This is a genomic window from Pantoea sp. M_9, assembly GCF_008631385.1.
GTDB lineage: Bacteria > Pseudomonadota > Gammaproteobacteria > Enterobacterales > Enterobacteriaceae > Pantoea > Pantoea eucrina.
This window is the reverse complement of sequence record NZ_VWUF01000005.1, coordinates 106,814-125,311: the sequence shown is the minus strand read 5'-3', so window position 1 is coordinate 125,311 and position 18,498 is coordinate 106,814. Positions and strand designations below refer to the sequence as shown.

General features: G+C 58.3%; 11 protein-coding genes. 1 reads left to right on the top strand and 10 read right to left on the bottom strand.

The genetic code is table 11. The features are described 5' to 3' along the window. Window positions 1-152: 152 nt before the first annotated feature. The gene (locus F3I15_RS10405; protein ID WP_039381681.1) at window positions 153-1,025 is read left to right on the top strand and encodes an alpha/beta hydrolase; all 873 of its coding nucleotides are present in this window, start codon (window positions 153-155) and stop codon (window positions 1,023-1,025) included. Window positions 1,026-1,301: 276 nt separating this feature from the next. On the opposite strand, the gene F3I15_RS10400 is transcribed toward F3I15_RS10405, so the two are convergent. The 10 genes from F3I15_RS10400 to bcsO all read right to left on the bottom strand — a co-directional run bounded on the left by F3I15_RS10400 (window position 1,302) and on the right by bcsO (window position 18,049). Next, on the bottom strand, window positions 1,302-2,792 hold the full coding sequence (locus F3I15_RS10400) for a pitrilysin family protein (protein WP_108570099.1): 1,491 nt from the start codon (window positions 2,790-2,792) through the stop codon (window positions 1,302-1,304). Between the two features lie 245 nt (window positions 2,793-3,037). Continuing rightward, a complete protein-coding gene (locus F3I15_RS10395) occupies window positions 3,038-4,318 on the bottom strand; it encodes a dicarboxylate/amino acid:cation symporter (RefSeq protein ID WP_108570105.1) in 1,281 nt (426 codons plus the stop codon). A gap of 233 nt (window positions 4,319-4,551) precedes the next feature. Next, complete coding sequence (gene hmsP / locus F3I15_RS10390) at window positions 4,552-6,561, bottom strand: biofilm formation regulator HmsP (RefSeq protein WP_190314996.1); 2,010 nt, start codon at window positions 6,559-6,561, stop codon at window positions 4,552-4,554. Window positions 6,562-6,767: 206 nt separating this feature from the next. Next, window positions 6,768-7,772: a glycosyl hydrolase family 8 gene (locus tag F3I15_RS10385; protein ID WP_150017853.1), complete on the bottom strand. Its 1,005-nt coding sequence runs from the start codon at window positions 7,770-7,772 to the stop codon at window positions 6,768-6,770. A gap of 9 nt (window positions 7,773-7,781) precedes the next feature. Further along, the gene (gene bcsD, locus F3I15_RS10380) at window positions 7,782-8,228 is read right to left on the bottom strand and encodes a cellulose biosynthesis protein BcsD (RefSeq protein ID WP_150017852.1); all 447 of its coding nucleotides are present in this window, start codon (window positions 8,226-8,228) and stop codon (window positions 7,782-7,784) included. Further along, the gene (locus tag F3I15_RS10375) at window positions 8,228-12,028 is read right to left on the bottom strand and encodes a cellulose biosynthesis protein BcsC (protein WP_150017851.1); all 3,801 of its coding nucleotides are present in this window, start codon (window positions 12,026-12,028) and stop codon (window positions 8,228-8,230) included. The genes bcsD and F3I15_RS10375 overlap by 1 nt, the downstream gene beginning before the upstream one ends. A gap of 11 nt (window positions 12,029-12,039) precedes the next feature. Next, complete coding sequence (bcsB, locus tag F3I15_RS10370) at window positions 12,040-14,475, bottom strand: cellulose biosynthesis cyclic di-GMP-binding regulatory protein BcsB (protein ID WP_150017850.1); 2,436 nt, start codon at window positions 14,473-14,475, stop codon at window positions 12,040-12,042. Further along, window positions 14,472-16,577 (bottom strand): UDP-forming cellulose synthase catalytic subunit, encoded by a 2,106-nt coding sequence (gene bcsA, locus F3I15_RS10365; RefSeq protein WP_150017849.1) that lies wholly within the window; start codon window positions 16,575-16,577, stop codon window positions 14,472-14,474. Before bcsA ends, bcsB begins: the two co-directional genes overlap by 4 nt. 54 nt (window positions 16,578-16,631) lie before the next feature. Beyond that, window positions 16,632-17,432 carry a cellulose biosynthesis protein BcsQ gene (gene bcsQ, locus F3I15_RS10360; protein WP_150017848.1) on the bottom strand — a complete coding sequence of 267 codons (801 nt, stop codon included), beginning with the start codon at window positions 17,430-17,432 and terminating at the stop codon, window positions 16,632-16,634. Continuing rightward, window positions 17,423-18,049, bottom strand: coding sequence for a cellulose biosynthesis protein BcsO (bcsO, locus tag F3I15_RS10355; RefSeq protein WP_190314993.1), 627 nt, complete (start codon window positions 18,047-18,049; stop codon window positions 17,423-17,425). Before bcsO ends, bcsQ begins: the two co-directional genes overlap by 10 nt. Window positions 18,050-18,498: the final 449 nt, after the last annotated feature.

Here is an 18,498-nt window from a genome sequence, read left to right as displayed (position 1 = left end):
CGCCTGCCAGGTATAGTCTGATTCTCGCTGGTTATCGCTTTTTCGGCTGGACGACAACGCAAAAGAAGACCATCTTTTAATCAATAACAGCAGGACGCTGTTCCTTCGGCCGCAGAAAAACAACGACTATACGCCCTGCTCAGGACAGATTTATGCACACAGAAATTATCAATATCTGGCCATCCGGTGATGCGCCAGGCGCCAGTGACTCCCGCGCTCAGCCGCAGATTGTTGACCTGGCTAAAGAGTATGAACCTTACGATCGCGCAGCAACCGGCGTGCGCTGCCCGGAAATGGCCATCTGGTATCCGGAAACCTCCAACGGGATCACCCTGCTGGTGGCACCGGGCGGCGGTTATCAGCGGGTGCTGATCGATCGTGAAGGCAGCGCGCTGGCCACGTTTTTTACCTCGATGGGCTACACGCTGGCCGTTATGACATATCGCCTGCCCTATGACGGGCATCATGAAGGTGCGGATGCACCGCTGGCCGATGCCCAGCGGGCGGTCCGCGTGCTGCGCGAACGGGCGCAGCAGGGGAAAAACGGCAAATATATTGTGATGATGGGCTTTTCCGCAGGCGGCCACGTTGCGGCCTCGCTGGGAACGCGGTTTAACGAGAAGCTCTATCCGGTGCAGGATCGTATCGATGCGCTCTCACCGCGCCCCGACGCTATGGTGCTGATCTACCCGATTATCAGTATGCGTGACGGCCTGGCACACGAAAGTTCCCGCACGCGCCTGCTGGGCGCATGGCCGGACCAGAAAAGTATCGATGCCTATTCGCTGGAGACGCGCGTGCACGCGCAAACGCCGCCAGCCCTGCTGATCCATGCGGCTGACGATGAAGCAGTTTCCGTTAACCACAGCATGCTGTTCTTCAGCGCGCTGCGTGAGCATAAAATCCCGGCCGAGATCCATTTTTATCAGAAAGGCGGGCACGGTTTCGGTATCCGCGGCGTGGCCGATCTGCCGCTGGCAAGCTGGCCAATGCTGGTCACCGAATGGCTGCGGGCGAAAACCTGACGTTGTTACGTCCCGTGCGTGCATCGGCCAGGGCGCCATTAATGGCGTCATCACGTCCCGTGTGTGCATCGGCCAGGGCGCCATGAATGGCGCCCCTACGGGGAATTTATCGTAAGGTAATTCATCACAGGGGGCGCATTTATGCGCTCCGGGCCGGCCATGTGCACGGGGTCATCGATAACATCATTGCGCCCCGTGCGTGCATCGGCCAGGGCGCCATGAATGGCGCCCCTACGGGGGAATTTATCGTAAGGTAATTCATCACAGGGGGCGCATTTATGCGCCCCGATCGGCGCTGTTTTCTGCTTTACTGCTTTCGTCCGGGGCCGGTGCTGCGGGTGCATCAGGCACTGCCATCACCTTATTCCAGCTCTCCTGCAACATCTTCACATTGGTCTCTGCTTCGCCCTGCGGCTGGATCAGTACCATAGTCAGCTCCTGCGTCAGCTGCTGACGCAGTTCCTGATTGAGCTGCTCGCGCGTTAACTCACTCAGGAAAGACTGCCGCAGTTTCTGATACTGCTCGGGAGCAATATCCACTACCGCGTTCTGCTGCGAGCGCAGGCGCTGCCCCATCAGAATGTCAGTATCCGTACGGGCGTAGGTGGTAAACAGCTTATTCAGCTCCAGCAGCTTCTGCGCCATAAGCGCATCAAATTCATCCTGCGGCAGCCCTTTATCGCGAACCACGGCCAGCGCTTTAGCGATCTGATTCATGTTTTGCGGCAGTGAGGCATTGGGGCTTTCCATATTAATGGAGCACTGCGCGCGCTGATAAAGCACGCGGCAGTCAAAGCCGACCTGCACATTTTGCGCTTTATTATCTGCAAGCGCGCGCTGCACATGCCAGAACAGCGCTTCACGCGCCAGATCGCTCTGCCAGTAGCGTTGCAGATACTGCGATTCGCGAATCGGCTGCCACGATGTATCCCATACCAGCGACAGTCGATCCTGCGCCAGAGAGCCATCAACCAGATTAACCGGCTGATGCGGCAGCGGTGACAGCGTGGGCAGCGGTGCCGGCGTATCGCGTTTTCCTTTCAGCGTTGCGAAGGTCTTGCCAATCTGCTCCGTGATAGTGCGGCTGTCGACATTACCGACCACATAGAGCGTCATATTATCTGGCGTATACCACTGCTGATAAAAACTGTTCAGCTGCGCGGGATCGACCGGGGCGCGCGGTGGCTCACCAGGGTCGTGCGCCAGCATGGTTGAGCCTTTCAGGCGGTAGCGCCACCAGACATCCTGCGTGTCAGAGGGCCAGGTGGCGATGGGATCGGTCGCGCTTAATGCCGTCGCGACCACCTGCTCATTAATGCTCATTTTACCCGCGGTCGCGGCCAGCCAGTTCAACGCTTCTTTAAGCAGTTCTGGCCGGTTGTTGGGCAGACTGAGGTTGTACTGGGTATAGTCGTATGACGAGATCGCTGGCGGCAGCGGGCGCTGCGGATCCATCGCCTGCTGCCACAGTGACCGCTGCTGATTGGTATCCAGCGCGGTGTTATGCACCATCGCCAGGCGCGGTAACAGGTGACTGAAACCGGTCTGCTGAGCGCTCTCCGCCAGTGAGCCGGTATTAACAACCAGGCGAAGCTCAATGCGATCGCTGGGACGTTGTGGTGTGGTCAGCAGCTGCCAACTGAACCCGTTGTCCAGTTTGCCCTCCTGCCAGGCGGGATCGGGCTGAAGTGTTTCGGCGTGCGCGCCGAAACCGGTCGCTGCAAGCAGCAAGCCGCCAACCAAAAGCCGAATTCTGGTGCCCTGCATGTGAACCCCTAATCAAACAGAAAAACGCTTGTTAGCACGGACTGACTGGCCACCGGGAAAGCGGCCCGCGCGGCGTATTGCCGCCGCGTTTATATAATGACAGTTCCTTTGACCACAGGATGGCCAGGAAGTCGCGCAACAAGGAAAAAAATCGGGAAAAAAATCAACGGGGTTTATTATGCAAATGCCCGCTGTCAGGGCAAGTGACAGCGGGCATTTAATCGGAAATTAACGCAAATTGTGGATTATGCGCCGGTATGAGAGACGTGACTGACCTTTTTGGCTGAAGAAAGCGTCTCTTTCATCTGGTTTTCATCCAGCTGACCCACCCACTTAGCCACCACCACTGTGGCAACGCCATTACCGACCAGATTAGTCAGCGCACGCGCTTCGGACATAAAGCGGTCGATGCCCAGAATCAGCGCCAGGCCTGCGACCGGCAGATGCCCTACCGCAGAGAGCGTCGCGGCCAGAACAATAAAGCCGCTTCCGGTAACGCCCGCCGCTCCTTTCGAGGAGAGCAGCAGCACCACCAGCAGGGTGATCTGATGGAAAATATCCATATGGGCATTGGTCGCCTGCGCGATAAACACGGCGGCCATGGTCAGATAGATTGAGGTGCCATCCAGATTAAACGAGTAGCCCGTTGGAATAACCAGCCCCACCACCGATTTTTTGCAGCCAAGGCGCTCCATCTTATCCAGCATGCGCGGCAGCGCTGATTCAGACGATGACGTACCCAGCACAATCAGCAGCTCTTCTTTGATATACCCAATAAATTTGAAGATGTTAAAGCCAGCCCAGCGCGCAATTGCACCCAGCACGATCACGACAAACAGGATACAGGTAATATAGAAACAGATGATCAGCTGGCCAAGCTGCACCAGCGAGCCGACACCATATTTACCGATGGTGAAGGCCATGGCGCCAAACGCACCGATAGGTGCCAGACGCATAATCATATTGATTACGCCAAAGATCACTTTGGAGAAGCTTTCGATAACGTTGAACATCACGGTACCGGCGCTGCCGAGGCGATGCAGTGCGAAACCAAACAGAATAGCGAACAGCAGCACCTGCAGAATGTTGCCACTGGCAAAGGCACCAATAACGCTGCCCGGAATGATATCAAGCAGGAACGCGATCACACCCTGCTGTTCTGCCTGCTGTGCATAAACGGCTACCGCTTTCGCATCCAGGGTGGCGGGATCCACGTTCATTCCTGCGCCAGGCTGAACCACGTTCACTACTACCAGTCCGATGATCAGCGCGATAGTACTGACGATTTCAAAATAGAGCAGCGCTACTGCGCCGGTGCGTCCAACGGCTTTCATGCTCTCCATGCCGGCGATACCGGTCACCACCGTACAGAAGATTACGGGGGCGATGATCATCTTGATCAGCTTTACAAAACCATCACCAAGCGGCTTCATCTGCGCGCCTAATTCGGGATAGTAATGGCCTAACAGAACGCCGATGCCGATGGCAACCAGCACCTGAAAGTAGAGGCTTTTAAACAGTTTCATAACAGGTGTCCAGGTAGAGACGGCATTCACCGCCTGTGTCAGGGAGAAACGCATGCGGCAAGCCGCCTGAGAGCGTAAAACCTTACCGATAAACTGAAAATAACACCCTGTTAACAGGATGAGTATCCCCTGACATTCCTTACAAAAGTTACAAAACTCTAACTATGAACTGAAACGCTTCAGCTGGCGCTGTGGCGCGGTTTCTGCAGAACAATCAATTGATAAGGTCACTATCACGTGCGTGAACAGCGCTGCAGCCAGCCCTGCTCAAAGGCGGTAAGCGGCAGGGCTTCGGCATACAGATAGCCCTGACCGATAGTGATGCCGCGCGCCAGCAGCCAGTCGCGCTGCTCCGCCGTCTCTACTCCTTCAGCCACAACATCGGCATCCACAATCTTTGCCACGGCGGCCACGATACGCACCATGGTGTCATCGTCCGGCAGCGCGGCGACAAAGCTGCGATCCATCTTCAGCTTATTAACCGGTAACGCTTTAAACTGATGCAGGTAATTGAGATTGCAGTAGCCCATACCGAAATCGTCCAGCGCAACGGCAACCCCGGTCTGCTGTAGCGCGAGCAGCAGCGCCATCGCCTGCTCAGCATCGCCTATCCCGGCGGTTTCGGTAACTTCCAGTACCAAAGAACCTGGCCGGATGCGATGCCGTTCCAGCAGGCTCTGCAGATGCGTCACCATGCCGCTGTCGCGCAGCTGCAGGGCCGAAATATTTACGCTCAGCGGCAGCGTAATTCCCCGTCGCTGCCAGCCGGCCAGAATGCGGCACGCCTCTTCAAACACCCAGCGACCGATGGCGGAAATCACCCCAATCTCTTCCGCGCTGGCGATGAACTCTTCCGGCAGCCCGTAGCTGCCATCCGCCATCCGCATTCGCAGCAGCGCTTCAGCACCCGTCAGCTCGCCGGTTGCCATGTTGAGCTGGGGCTGCAGATAAAGTGCAAATTCGCCCGCCTGAAGTCCCTGCAGAATGTCATGCTCCTGTGTCAGCCGCTTCTGCGCCCGTTCGGTCAGTACCGGATCAAAAAACAGGATCTGATTTTTCCCCTGATGCCGCGCTGACATCATGGCTGACGTCGCCCGATCCAGCTGCTCGCGTGCAGAGCACAGGCTCTCGTCAGAGAGCGACAGCCCGATACTGGCATTAGGTCGCAGCTGCAGTTGATACAGATTGACTGGCTGATTGATACGCAGCATCAGGTTGCGCGCCAGGCGCATCGCACGGAACGGGTTGTGCGCCCGCTTCAGCAGCAGCGCAAAATCGCTGGGCCCCGTCTGCGCCAGCAGCGTATGATCATCAATCGTGCTGCGGATTTTCTCTACCAGCGTCAGCATTAGCGTATCGCGCTGCTCATCGCTCAGCACGCCGTTGGCTTCCTGCAGCGTTTCGATACGAATAACCATGACGCTCCAGGGCTGCTGCCGGTGACGCTGCTGCAGATGCTGGTCGAGCAGCGCCAGGAACAGCGTGCGGTTAGGCAGATCCGTCACGGCAAAATGGGTGGTCAGCCGGCTCATCTCATCGTGAACAGACTCCAGCACCTGCTGATTGCGGTTATAGCTGCGGATCAGCATGCCTATCTCATCATCGCGGTGATTGCCGGGCAGCGTCAGCTTGTGTGTCAGGATGGCTGGCGGCGGCAGCTCCTGCAGCTCGCGTGAAATATCGCGCAGCGGGTGCACAACCAGACGGTTAATACACCAGCTAATGGCGACCGAGAGGATCAGCGCCATCAGCAGCCAGGTGGTGATCATGGTTGAGAGCGTACTGAGCAGAAACTGGTAAACGCGTGAGGAGTCCGCCTGAAGCACCAGATAGGCGATGGGTTTTGGCATGCCGCCCCGCTCTATCGCATACAGCGGCAGCGTAATCTGCACCGGCAGTTCAAACAGCCGGGCGACCAGACGCGGAACCGGCTTTTCCGGTGCAAAATCGGCGTGCAGCGCCTGAAACGCATTGGGCAGCACCACATCGGCCCGCGACAGAATACCGGCGGGTTTTAGTGTATTAAGGATATGCTCCGCCTGAGGGATGTCCGCTTTCAGCACCGCCTCTGAGAGCGGCTGGCGTACCGTGTGCGCCACATTCTCCATCTGCTGGGCGTAATCAACCCTGCGCTGCTGCACAAAGTGAAAGAGCTGGATAACGATAAAAATCGTGATCGTTACCAGCACAACCGCAGACACGGCTGCCATTTGCTTGATGGTTAACGAGCGACTGACGCGCAAAAAAATTTCTCCCGGCCGCAATGCCGCCATAATCCGGAGTGATAGTAGCCTGAATGCGCAGCAAGTATATCCCAGGTCTCAGACGTTGTACGCCGCGATAAGGGTGAAAATCATCGGTCGGAAGGGAGAGAGACGCGTTTTCAGTGTTTTGCCCGTTGCCGGGAGCGGGAGAACGCGAGCGCGCACCGCGCGCTCGCAGAAGAGCATTAACCTTTTTCCTGCCAGGCAAGCCACACTAATAGCTGCAGGCTGGCAGAGAAGTAGTTCTGTTCCGGCTGAATGCGGTCGCTGAGATGACCGGTCTGGTTCAGCGTCAAATCGCGTACCGCTGTCAGGCCACCTTCCATATTGTAAGGTGCCGGGCTGTTAGCCAGTACGTCGAACCAGGCCGGCGTGGTCTGACGCGGATAGCCCTGCCAGACGCGCTGAAAAGGCACCAGCCGCAGGCTCTGCGGATCGTACCACCAGATATTCAGCGGCACGCGAATCGCATCATAACTGAACCGGTTAGAGTACCCCACCGCCGGCGCGACAGAGCCATCCGCATTCAGTGCAACCCAGTCCAGCGGCAGCGCGGTTTTACCAAACTGCATCTCACCCAGCAGCGTCATGCCATCGTCAATGAGCGTGTTCCAGACGCGCAGATGGCTCTGCTGTGCAAACGCCTGCCAGGCAGCAAACAGGAAATAGGAGGGGTTCAGCACGACGTAGCTCGACTTATTAAAGCCGTTTGCGCCAGGCAGCATAACTTTGTGTCCGGCGTAATCGATCACGTTCAGCTTAATAATTGCCCGCTGAATGCGATCGGAATCCTGCTGATAATCCCCTCCCCACTTCTGAGCCGCACGCTGCAGCGCCCAGGCAATGAGCACATTACCGTCGCTGGCGTCGTTTTTGTCTGCCACCGGATCGGCCGCATCAGGCACATAACGCCAGTAAAACAGATCATTTTGCGGATTATGCAGGTGGGTACGCGTCCACTGCCACAGCAGATCAAAGGTAGCGCGATCGTTATTCGCTATCGCCAGCAGCATACCGTAGCCCTGACCCTCTGTATGGCTGACGCCTTTGTTGCCGGTATCGATAATCCGGCCGTCGCTGTTCAGAAAGCGGCTTTTATAACTGCTCCAGCCGTCTGCCATCGCCTGCGCGCTAAAAAATATCATCATTAAACAGAGCATCCACCGACGCCCGTGCCGCATTACATTCATTACCGCTTCCTATTGATATCGATACAGCAGCGTTGAGCCATTGTTGTTTTCCAGCGTCAGCGGTACTGCGGCGCTGCCGCCCTGATCGCGCAGCCATTGCGCATACAGGCCGCCCAGCACGGCGCCCATTGCCAGCCGCCAGCGTTCAGCCGGCAGCGTGTCGTGACCGGCTGGCAGCGCATGATGCTCAATCTGAATCGCATTTTCTGCCGGGTGCAGCTGCACAAAGCCCCAGTTGAAGCGGGCCAGCTGCAGATTCATCTCCCGCTCCAGATCCTGCACGGTACGTGAAGCCGGCAGCGGATAGCGCATCGCCAGCGTCTCCCCGGTGCTGGCCAGAAAAGCCGTGGCCTCATCGCCGCCGTTCTCCAGCACGCCCTCTGTCATTACGCAGACCAGGTCAAACCAGCCAGGCTGAGGCGACCAGGTCACGCGTGCGGTGGGTTGCTCGCTCATCAGTTATCTCCAAACATATAGCGGAAGTAGAGGTTGGCAGTGCTTTCGTTATAGTCGCCAAAGGTGTCATACCCCAGCTGCCCGCCAATCGTGACATCTTTATTAATCTTATAATCCGCACCGGCGTGCAGGTTGTAACCTATGCCGTTTTTACTTTCACCGCTGTAGTAAGCACTTCTGACAAAGCCGCGATCGGCCAGACTCTGCAGCTGCGACTGCAGCGCAGCATCGTCCGGGAAATAGGCGCTCTTATCCTGGCTGTAAGACTGATACCCTACCGATCCCCCGACGTTGACTTTCAGATCGTCAAACTGACGGCTGAAATCCACCGGGAATGAAACGGACGCATAGTTCTGCGGGCTGAAATAGCCGCCCTGACCATAACTGAAATAGCTAAGATTTTTGGAGAAATCCATCCAGGAGAGGTTCATCCCCACCTTCAGCTCGCGATCGTCGTAGTGGAAAGGCCGTACATAAACGCCAGCGGTTGCCTGAACGCTCTGGTTGCTCGCCACATTTTCGCCAATGTAGCTATAAGCGCCGCCGCCGGCATAGAGTCCGGCATCGCCGTTGTCATAGCTCAGCAGGGCATTCGCGCCATTTTTCGTTACGCGTCCCCAGCGTTTGCCGCTGGTTTTATCTTCTGCGCCCACATAGGAAAGCAGGCTGTCGGTCATGGCACGGCGTTCACCGGTCAGGATCAGCGTCAGGAAATCAGTCAGCTTCGGTGACCACTGGATCCCGCCCACCAGCGTGCTGAGATCCTGGCCCAGCGGCGTGCTGCCGAGATCGATTTTATAGCTGTCGCCCTTCAGCGCCATGTTCAGCTCAACGCCGGAAGCGGACTGCGAATCGGTAGCTGAAGCGGGTACGTCAGTGAGTTTTGCATCGCCTGCCGCCACCACATTGCCCTGCACCAGCGCATTACTGCCAAAGCGACGCCATGCATCCCCGCCAGCGCTGCCCGCCGTCAGTGAAACCGGCGTAACGGTAAAATCAAACCGCGATTCGCCAAACGGCACCGTGGAAAAGGTCAGCGGCGCTTTCGCTTCCGTCAGCTTACTCAATCCCGATTCGCCATCGCGTCCGCGTACCTGCATCTGGCCCTGTACCCAGGTCCCGGTTTTCTCCTGCAGCGCGTCCATCATCGTGTCAATCTGATGCAGCGTCTGATTCTGCTGCAGCGCGGGCGTATCGGCTGCCAGCGCAGTGTCTGCTGTGCGGCTTACGGTCGGTGCGTTCTGCCACGGCATGACGGCGCCATAGCTGGAAGATGAACGGCCAACCGGCGAGGTGCTGCGGTTAATAAAGGGATTGTCTGCCAGCGCCAGTCCGCCAACCGTGGGTACGCTGCCGCTTTGCGCGCCCTGCAGACCAATCATTTTACCGCGTGCGGTGCGCAGATAACGCATCGCTTCGCTGTGCTCACCGTTGGCTTCCGCTACGCGCGCCAGCAGCAGCAGTCGCTCCGGCGTCTCTTCATTACGCAGCCCGCGCGTCAGCGTATTTGCCCTGCTGATATCATTCTCTGCCAGCGCCACGTTAATGGCCCCGGTGCGCGCATCCTGCTGCGGCGTATCCTGCGTGATCAGATAGTCATAGACCACGCCCGCCTCTTTATTCATTTTGCCGGACTGATAGAGACGCGCCATGGCAAACATCAGATCGCGGTTTTGCGGATCCTGCTGCAGCGCACCCACCAGTTTGTCATAGGCCGCCGCATACTGTTTCTGCTCGCGCAGGCGATCCACTTCGTTGATCAGATAGCCGTTACGCACATCAGCCAGCTGCGCGGGCGTACTGCGCGCCTGCAGTTCAGGCGAGCTGAGAAAACGCTGCGCCTCACCGCTTAAGCCCGCCTGGTTGAGCACCGTGACCTGTGTAGCATAATCCCCGGCGTTGCCCTGCACGCCGCGCTGCATGTTGCTGCGTACCACCGCCACGGCGCTGGTGAGATCGCCCGCTTTCGCCAGTTTCTCCGCCAGATTGCCGGCGTCAACCGGATTAGCCGGCGGGGTCGCAGCCAGCGCGCGCAGCGTGTTTGCCGCCGCCGCATCCGAGCCCTGCGCCAGATACTGGTCAGCCGTGGCCATTTGCAGATTAAAGTTAACGCGCTGCGCCAGTTCGCGCATTGCGCCGGTTTTACTGCGATCGGGAATACGCGCCAGCAGCTGGCTGGCCTGCTGCCACGCGCCGCTTTCGCTGGCGTTGAGCGCACCGGCATAGAGTTCGCTGCTGGTCGCACCGTTGCGCATCACCGGCTGCATGACATTGGCCGCCATCAGCGTATTGCCCTGCGCGCGATAGAGCCGTGCCAGATCCAGACGCAGCCAGCCATCGGTGGGATAGCGCTGTACGCCGCTGGTCAGCGTGGCAATCGCGGCAGCGCTATTGCCTGCGGCCTGCTCACGTTTCGCCTGCGCCCGGATGGGATCGCTGTTGTTACCGCGTGGTGCCACGCTCTGCCGTACGCTGTCAGGCAGTGAGGCGAGCAGGCTGTTGGCTTCAGCGCTGCGATTCTGCTGACGCAGCACATAGAACAGCCCCTCTTTGGCACTGCGATTATCCGCATCACTTTGCAGGATCGCACGGTAGGTCTGCTCCGCCTGCTGCGGCTGATTGGTGCGGCGCTGCACATCGGCACGGAACAGTTTTGCCGCCACGCCTTTTTCGCCTTCGGCCTGGGTCAGCGGCTCGCTCAGCGCCAGCGCCTGCGCACTGTCGCCGCTTTTCAGCGCCTGCTGAGCGGCGGCAAGCTGCGCGTAAAAACGGGCATCCGCCGCCTGTTTCTGCCGCGCATCGCTCTGATCGCCACCCAGCTGTGCCGCCCGGTTCAGGTAGTCTGCGGCTTCAGCGTAGCGCCCGGCGCGCTGCGCAACATAGCCCATGCCCGCCAGCGCATCCGCATCCTGCGGGTTCGCCTGCAGCACTTTTTCAAAGCTGGACTGCGCACCGCTGACATCGCCGCTGTTCAGAGCCGTAAAGCCGGCACCCTTTTCCGCGCCGCCCACGTTTTTACGGTAGTAATCCAGTACCGCGTTATCCTGAGGATGACGCTGCTGCCAGGTCTGATAGAGCGCAGCGTCCTGAGCCTGCGGTGCCAGCCAGAGCAGCGCCTGACGCAGCGAGCGGTCAGCCTCTTTGTTGCCGTCAGCCATACCGGCCAGCAGCTCAATCCCCTGGCGACGGGTCGACTCCTGATAGGTCATCGCCTTGCCCAGCGCCAGCTGCGCACCGGTATCCTGCGGATGATCGGCGGCAAACTGCCGCAGCGCCTCAACCGCCTGCGGCAGCAGCGTGCGATCGCCAGCCATGGTCAGATAATATTCAGCGGCGACGCTCGGCGGTGGCTCGTTGCCGCTGAAGGTATTGCGCCACGTCTGCAGCGCTGCGGCGATGTTGCCGCTGCGCGCCTGCTGACGCGCCAGCGACAGCTGCGCCTGCGGAATACTCTGCAGCTGACGGGCGTTATCCAGCTCAGCCAGATGCGCATCGTTGGGCGAAACGGCACTCAGCCGCGCACGCCACTGCGCTGCCTCGGCGGTACTTCCGGTCTGCTGGGAGTAGAGCGCCAGCAGATAGAGCGCCTGGGTATTATTTGGCTCCGCCTGCAGGATTTTCTGCAGCGACGCCTTTGCCAGATCGTCATGCGCTTTCTGATGCCAGTAGGCAGCCTGGTCAAACAGCGCCTGCAGCGCAGGATTGTTGCTCTCTGCCGCCAGCAGCGGCTGAGAGAGCGTCAGCGCCCCACCCAGCAGCAGGGCGTGGCGGATGCCGGCACTCAGTATATTTTTATGCATTCTTTTTATCCTTACTTCCTGCCGGACTGACTGTCTGCTTTGGGATTAAGACGCTGCCATGCGTGACGCTTCAGCATGAGCCAGGCGCTGCTGCCGATCAGCACGGCAACCAGCAGCGCGGCCAGCGCCATCAGCACCGAGTGCTGGTTGGCGTACCACACCACCATCATGTACCACGGCATCTCACCGCTCGGAAACTGCGGGCCAACGCGGAAGCTGCGGATCCCGTTCTCATCGGTAATGATGGCGGTATCGCCGCGAATACCGGCGTTGATGCGCGCTGAGTTAAGATCGTCATGAAGGCGCAGCAGCTGCTGATCGCTGGTTGCCACCGTCATTACCACCAGCCGGTCGGCACTCCACGGCGAGCGATAGCTGACAAAACCGCGCCACGCCTCATTAGAGGAGAAGTAGCGATCGGCGTCCAGCTGCTGACGATACCAGTCGCCGGTCAGCCAGCCGCGCAGCTTCTCCATCAGGCCAGGCTCGTTAACGCTCAGCGTATTGCCACTGGTCTGCCACGGCGTGCCGTGCAGCATCTGCTGCGTAAAGGCACTGTGCTGCATGGTGCTGACCGCCAGTACATCATTCTGCTGCAGCCGGCTCAGGTTGGTGCCGCCTTCAGGCAGGCCAAACAGCACCTGGTTCTGTACCAGCGCAACGCCGGTTGCATTACCCGCGCGCGCCGCCATATCGAGCAGCGTGGCGATCTCCGCATCGCCCGGTTTCTCCGGCAGCAGCAGCGTGGTCTGCGAGAAATCTGCCAGGCGTGTGAACGGGAACGCGGCCCCGACAAAGTAAGAGAGATTTGGCAGCATGGTAAAGTGACGGGTGTGGCTCAGATCGATCCACGAATCCTCTTCAATGCGGCTTTTGATGTTGTTGTTAAGCAGTACGCCGCACGGCGCATCCGCTTTTGGCTTGATATTAAAGTAGAGCGCCAGCTGGTTATCGCCGTAAATCAGATACGGCTCCAGCTTCAGGGTATAGTGCTCCTGACGCGCATCGCCGCCCAGGCGGTGCCAGGCGCTCTCCAGCAGGCCGACTTTGTTAACCGTCAGATTACGCAGGAAAGTTCCGTTGAGAGCGACATTCAGGAACGAATTGTTTTCGTCGATCCAGCTTTCAGTGGGAAAACGGTAGTTCAGGTTGACAGGGATCGTATCGCCATCCCATAAAAACAGATCGGGCGCCGCGCGGAAGTTAACGCGCAGCGCGTCATGCCAGATACCGGTCGTGGTCAGGCTCTGATCTTTCCGCAGCAGTTCACTCAGGCGTACCGGGCGTGAGGTGTTGATCCAGCGCGGGGCATCGTAAGGTTTACGCTGGGCCAGCGGCTGCGGCTGCACAGCAAGCTGGCTGGCATCCGTGGTCAGCGGTTTGGTTGTCAGACGATTCGCCGCCTGACGCAGCTGTGCGTCATCACTGCCCACAATCAGCAGCAGTTTATAGACCGGATTATCAGGATTATCGATCACCTGCAGCAGCGGACCGTTGCTGGCTGGCAGCGTCACTATGCCGATTTTATCGCCCGGATGCCCGACCAGAATACCGTTGCGCTCTGGCAGTGCGCCGCGGCTCACCGGAAAGCGAATGCCGCGGTAGTCAGACTGAATGCCCATCCACGACGCCACCAGCGCGGCAGCGCTCACCGCATCCGGCGTCACGCTGCTGGCAAAACCAAAGGTCACGCTGGCGGGAGTCATACGCTGCGCATCGATAAACGGACGCGGGAAGTTGCGCAGGCTGGTACCGATGTTCAGCTGCTGGCCCTCCAGGCTCAGCGTGGTTTGCGGCAGAATTGTTACCTGATACTGCTGCGCGCTCTCTTTCTCGCACAGCAGCTTATCCGCATCGTTAATTTTAAAGCTGAGATTGTTATCTGACACCACCATGGCAGCCGGGATATCCAGCTGATAGTCGCTGACATCGCTGTCGCTGGAGCCGAGCGGCAGTGTGCCGAGCGGCTGTCCGTTCAGCATCAGCTGCAGCGAGGTGTTGCGCGCTGCCAGCGCTGATGAGACGCGCAGCGACAGGTTGAGACGCGCGTTGGTAACCACCTCATCACCGGGCAGGGTAAAGGTAATGCCCGACTGCAGCTGTCCTCCGGTAAGGGTGATGCCCTGTTTCTGGCCCATCTGCGCCACGGAAATCGTACTGCTTACCGGCTGGTTGAGGACGGCGCTTCCGGTATCAGCCGCAGGTGCAGGCAACTGAATTGCCGGCGCCTCAGTCTCAGCTGGCGCGCCGGCACTGTTTTCCGGCGCATAAGGGGCAGCCCCGGCGGCCTGCTGCAGCTGCTGATCGGCCGTGAGCCCTTCCGGCGGCGGCACGGCTGACAGCGCATTGCTATCCTGTGTGACCGCAGGCTCCTCAGCCTGAACCGGGGTAAGCAGCAGTGCCGTCGCCAGCGAACTGGCGAGCAGCGTTTGCGTTAATCTTTTCATGCTGCGCTGTCCTCTTTGGCCGCAGGCTGGTTATCACGCTTGTGCTTCTCGCGGCGATCTTTCCAGGTCAGCCAGAACAGCTCAAAAACGGTACGAATAATAGTGCCGATCGACACCAGCGGATTGTCCTGCTTGTACTCCGGCTGGATCCACGCATCCGCTCGCGCCAGCACCACGCGAACCAGCTCGCGGCGACGCGCCAGCGGCATCGCGCCAAAGCGCAGGCGAATCGTCTCTGCATCGCCGGAAATTTTACTGACCGGAATGGTGATGGTGCCGGACTTCAGCAGCAGATCGATCTCTTCAATCTCATCCTGTTCATGCCGGTTATCAGGCGCATCCAGCTGCGCACCGCCCATCGAGAGATCGCTGGTGCGGGTGCGCGACGAAATCCCGCTGGCGTAGTGGATCACAGCCGGGATCTGCACCTCAATACGAATGGTTTTACGCACCTGCTTGGTTTCGCGCGCCACGGCGATGGCCGCCATCAGAATAATCAGACTGAAAATCGCCCAGCCAACGTTGAGCGCGATAACCCAGGGATCGACCCCGAAATAGTCATGCGCCGTCGCGCGGACTACGCCGGCCACAATGCCGATGGAGAGCAGCGTCGCGACAATGACGTGTGGGCGTACGATATGAAAATCAAAGAAGCCCTGATCGAGCAGCCCGCCTTTGTCCGTTACGTTGAACTTGCCATGCTTCGGCGACAGCAGCGTCAGCAGGGTCGGGATCACCAGGTGGAAGCACATCACCGTTTCATAAATCTCTCCCCAGAAGGTATAGCGGAAGCGGCCATTCATGCGGGAGTTAACGTAGAGCGACATCACCAGATGCGGCAGCACATAGGCGAAGATCAGCGACGCCGAAGAGTGGATGATATTCAGGTTAAACAGCAGATAAGCCAGCGGCGCGGTAAGAAACGCCACGCGCGGCAGACCAAACTGAAAGTGCAGCATGGCGTTGAGATAGCAGAGGCGCTGCTGCCACTTCAGGCCGCGACCAAACAGCGGATTATCTACGCGGAAAATCTGCGTCATGCCGCGCGCCCAGCGGGTACGCTGAATAACGTGCAGGCCGAGGCGTTCCGTTGCCAGACCGGCCGCCAGCGGGATCGCCAGAAACGCTGAGCCCCAGCCGCGACGCTGCATTTTCAGCGCGGTGTGCGCATCTTCCGTCACGGTCTCAACGGCAAAGCCGCCAATCTCTTCCAGCGCGCTGCGCCGGATAACGGCACAGGAGCCGCAGAAAAAGGTCGCGTTCCAGTTGTCATTGCCCTGCTGTACCGGACCATAAAACAGCGATCCCTCATTAGGAATAGAGCGGGCGGCGCGCAGGTTGCGCTCGAACGGATCGGGAGAGTAGAAATAGTGCGGCGTCTGCAGCAGGGCCAGCTTCGGATCTTTCAGGAAGGGGCCGACCGTTGCCTGCAGGAACGCGCGCGTGGCGACGTGATCGCAGTCGAACACGCAGATCAGCTCGCCTTTGGTAATGGTCATCGCGTGATTAAGATTGCCCGCTTTGGCGTGCCGGTTGTCATCACGCGTGATATAGCCCACGCCCACGTCGGCGGCGAATACCGCAAACTCGCTGCGCTTGCCGTCATCCAGCAGATAGACTTTGATTTTATCGCGCGGGTAATCGATACACTGCGCCGCCAGCACGGTATCGCGCACCACATCCAGACTTTCGTTATAGGTCGGTACGTATACATCCACTGTGGGCCACAGGCGGGTTTCATCCGGCAGCGGTTCGATCGTACGCTTTAATGGCCAGGTGGTCTGCAGGAAGCCGAGAATTAAGATCAGCCAGACGTAAAGTTCAGCCAGATATAAACCAATGCCGAGAATAGCTTCGATCTCGGAATTAAATTCCAGCGTTTCGGTTGTGCGCCACCAGATATATCGGGTCGACATCAGCGCGGAAAGAATAACCATTACCACGGTTATTTTACGGCTTTTGCTGAAGCCCAGTAAAAACATCATCCCGATGCTGATTAAGCCAAAAATATATTGTTTCTGGCTGTCCATAGGCGTGATGATGATTACCGCCGCCACCGGCGCGAGCACCAGCAGCAGCAGGTAAAACCCGAGTTTACTCATGAGTCACCCTGAAAAAGCGTTATAAATTATCTGAGCCAGGCCTGAACCCGGCTATTAATACTGGCTGCGGATCGGTGCCTGAACTTCACCGTTACCGACCTGAATACTAAGCAAATTAGCAATGCGCTTTGCCACCAGTTCAATATCAAATGCGGCCGCGGAAGCGGGACTGAAATCGTAAACTGACTGCTGTGATGCATTCGCTTCCGCCACGCTTTCATCGCGGTGGACAACGCCAAGCAGGTTATCGCCCAGGCGCTGCTGCATAAATGACGTGACTTCCCGGCTGATATTGCGGCGATTGTCGCTTTGGTTCAGCACAAAATAGTGGCCATGTTTATTATTCAGCGGCTGACCAATCATGCGGTTATTTTCAATTTGCGGCAGCAGAGAGACGGATGCCGTATCCGCAAGCATTACCACTAAATGCATATCGGCAAGTTGCTGCATCGCTTTAAGCGCCGGTCCCGGACCGGGAGGAAAATCGGCCACAATCACCAGACCGGGATAATTCAGCACGGTGTCGAGACCGCGCCGCAGAAAATGCGTGTCGCTGGCAAGCTTGTGCTCAAAGCGTTCACGCTGCTCCTCTGTAACGTCGCCGTAGGGCAGCACAAAAATATTTCCGCCGGTGGTCAGAATCGACTGGCTCCAGTCAGCCTGCTCTTCAGAGCGCGCAACAAAGCCGCGGCCATCCTGCAGCGGGACGCCAAAATGCAGACGCAGCGCATTCTGCACATCAAAATCGATTGCCAGCACCTTGCTGCCGGCGCGCGCCAGACTCCATGCAAGGTTGGCCGCCATGGTGGTCTTCCCTACTCCCCCTTTTGGCGAGCACACACAAACTAACGGCATAACGCAATCTTCTCCAGTAGCGGTTTGAGGAGTGTTTCTTTGGACAATACAGCGGGTTCAGCCGGACGCGAGCGAAACAGCGTGCTGAAGCGGGCAGAGGCGGGCGGAGCGACAGGCGCTGCCGCTGGCGCTGCTGCGACCGGCACCGCGCTGGCAGGCGGCTGCGGGGCAGCGGAGCGGGCCATAACCGGCTCAGAAAGCGGAGGCGGAAACAGCGAGCCGGCGCGCTGCCGCTCCACAAGCGCCGCCGCTGGCATCGCTGCCGGCGCGCGCTTCGGCGGCGGCGGCGGAAACAGCGCACTGCTGCCCGGCGCGGCCTCGCGAACCGGCGCGGTGGCCGCCAGGCTGGTGAGCAGCGCGGCGCCGTTCTCAGCCGGAGCACGCGGAGCGGCAGGTATGGCTGGCGCGGCAAATGCCTCAGGCCCGACAGGCTGTGGCTGAGGCAGATCGATACGCTGCCCCTGGCCCAGCTCCGGTGCGTCATCTGTACTCAGCTGGCGCAGAATGGCCCACTGATGATGATCGGCGCTCTGCGCCTGACCCGACATATCTTTGAAATCGATATCAAGCGTCTGCGTTTTTTCTTTGAAACGCTGCAGATCGTCATAATTCTTCATGATCAGTGCCTGTGAAAGCAGAGGGAATTTTTTGGCGAATATAGCACACACATTAAAAGACGGTGAGAAAATTCTGATTATTAAAACCGCATATTTGATAAAGCTGCTTTATCTGTGTTTATAAAAAACCGGACGCTTTGCCGGCGGGAGATACGCGGCGAGAAGAGACTAATACATTGCCATTAACCAAAACGAAAAACCCGCTGCAATGCAAATAACTCTATGTAAAAAAAGGATATTTATGAATTCAGCGTTGCATAACCCCAGCGGGTAAGCCGGTAACGCCTGCGCGGTGATTTAAGAATTTGTCTTAGCACGCTGCGCGGGGAGCCCTGGCGCTGACAGTCAGATAACGTAATGTGATAGATTTCCGGTCTTATGCCCGGTTAACCTGATAAAGGTTAGCATTGCTGAACTGTTTTCGCTGAAAAAAAGAAAGGCTCCCGCGG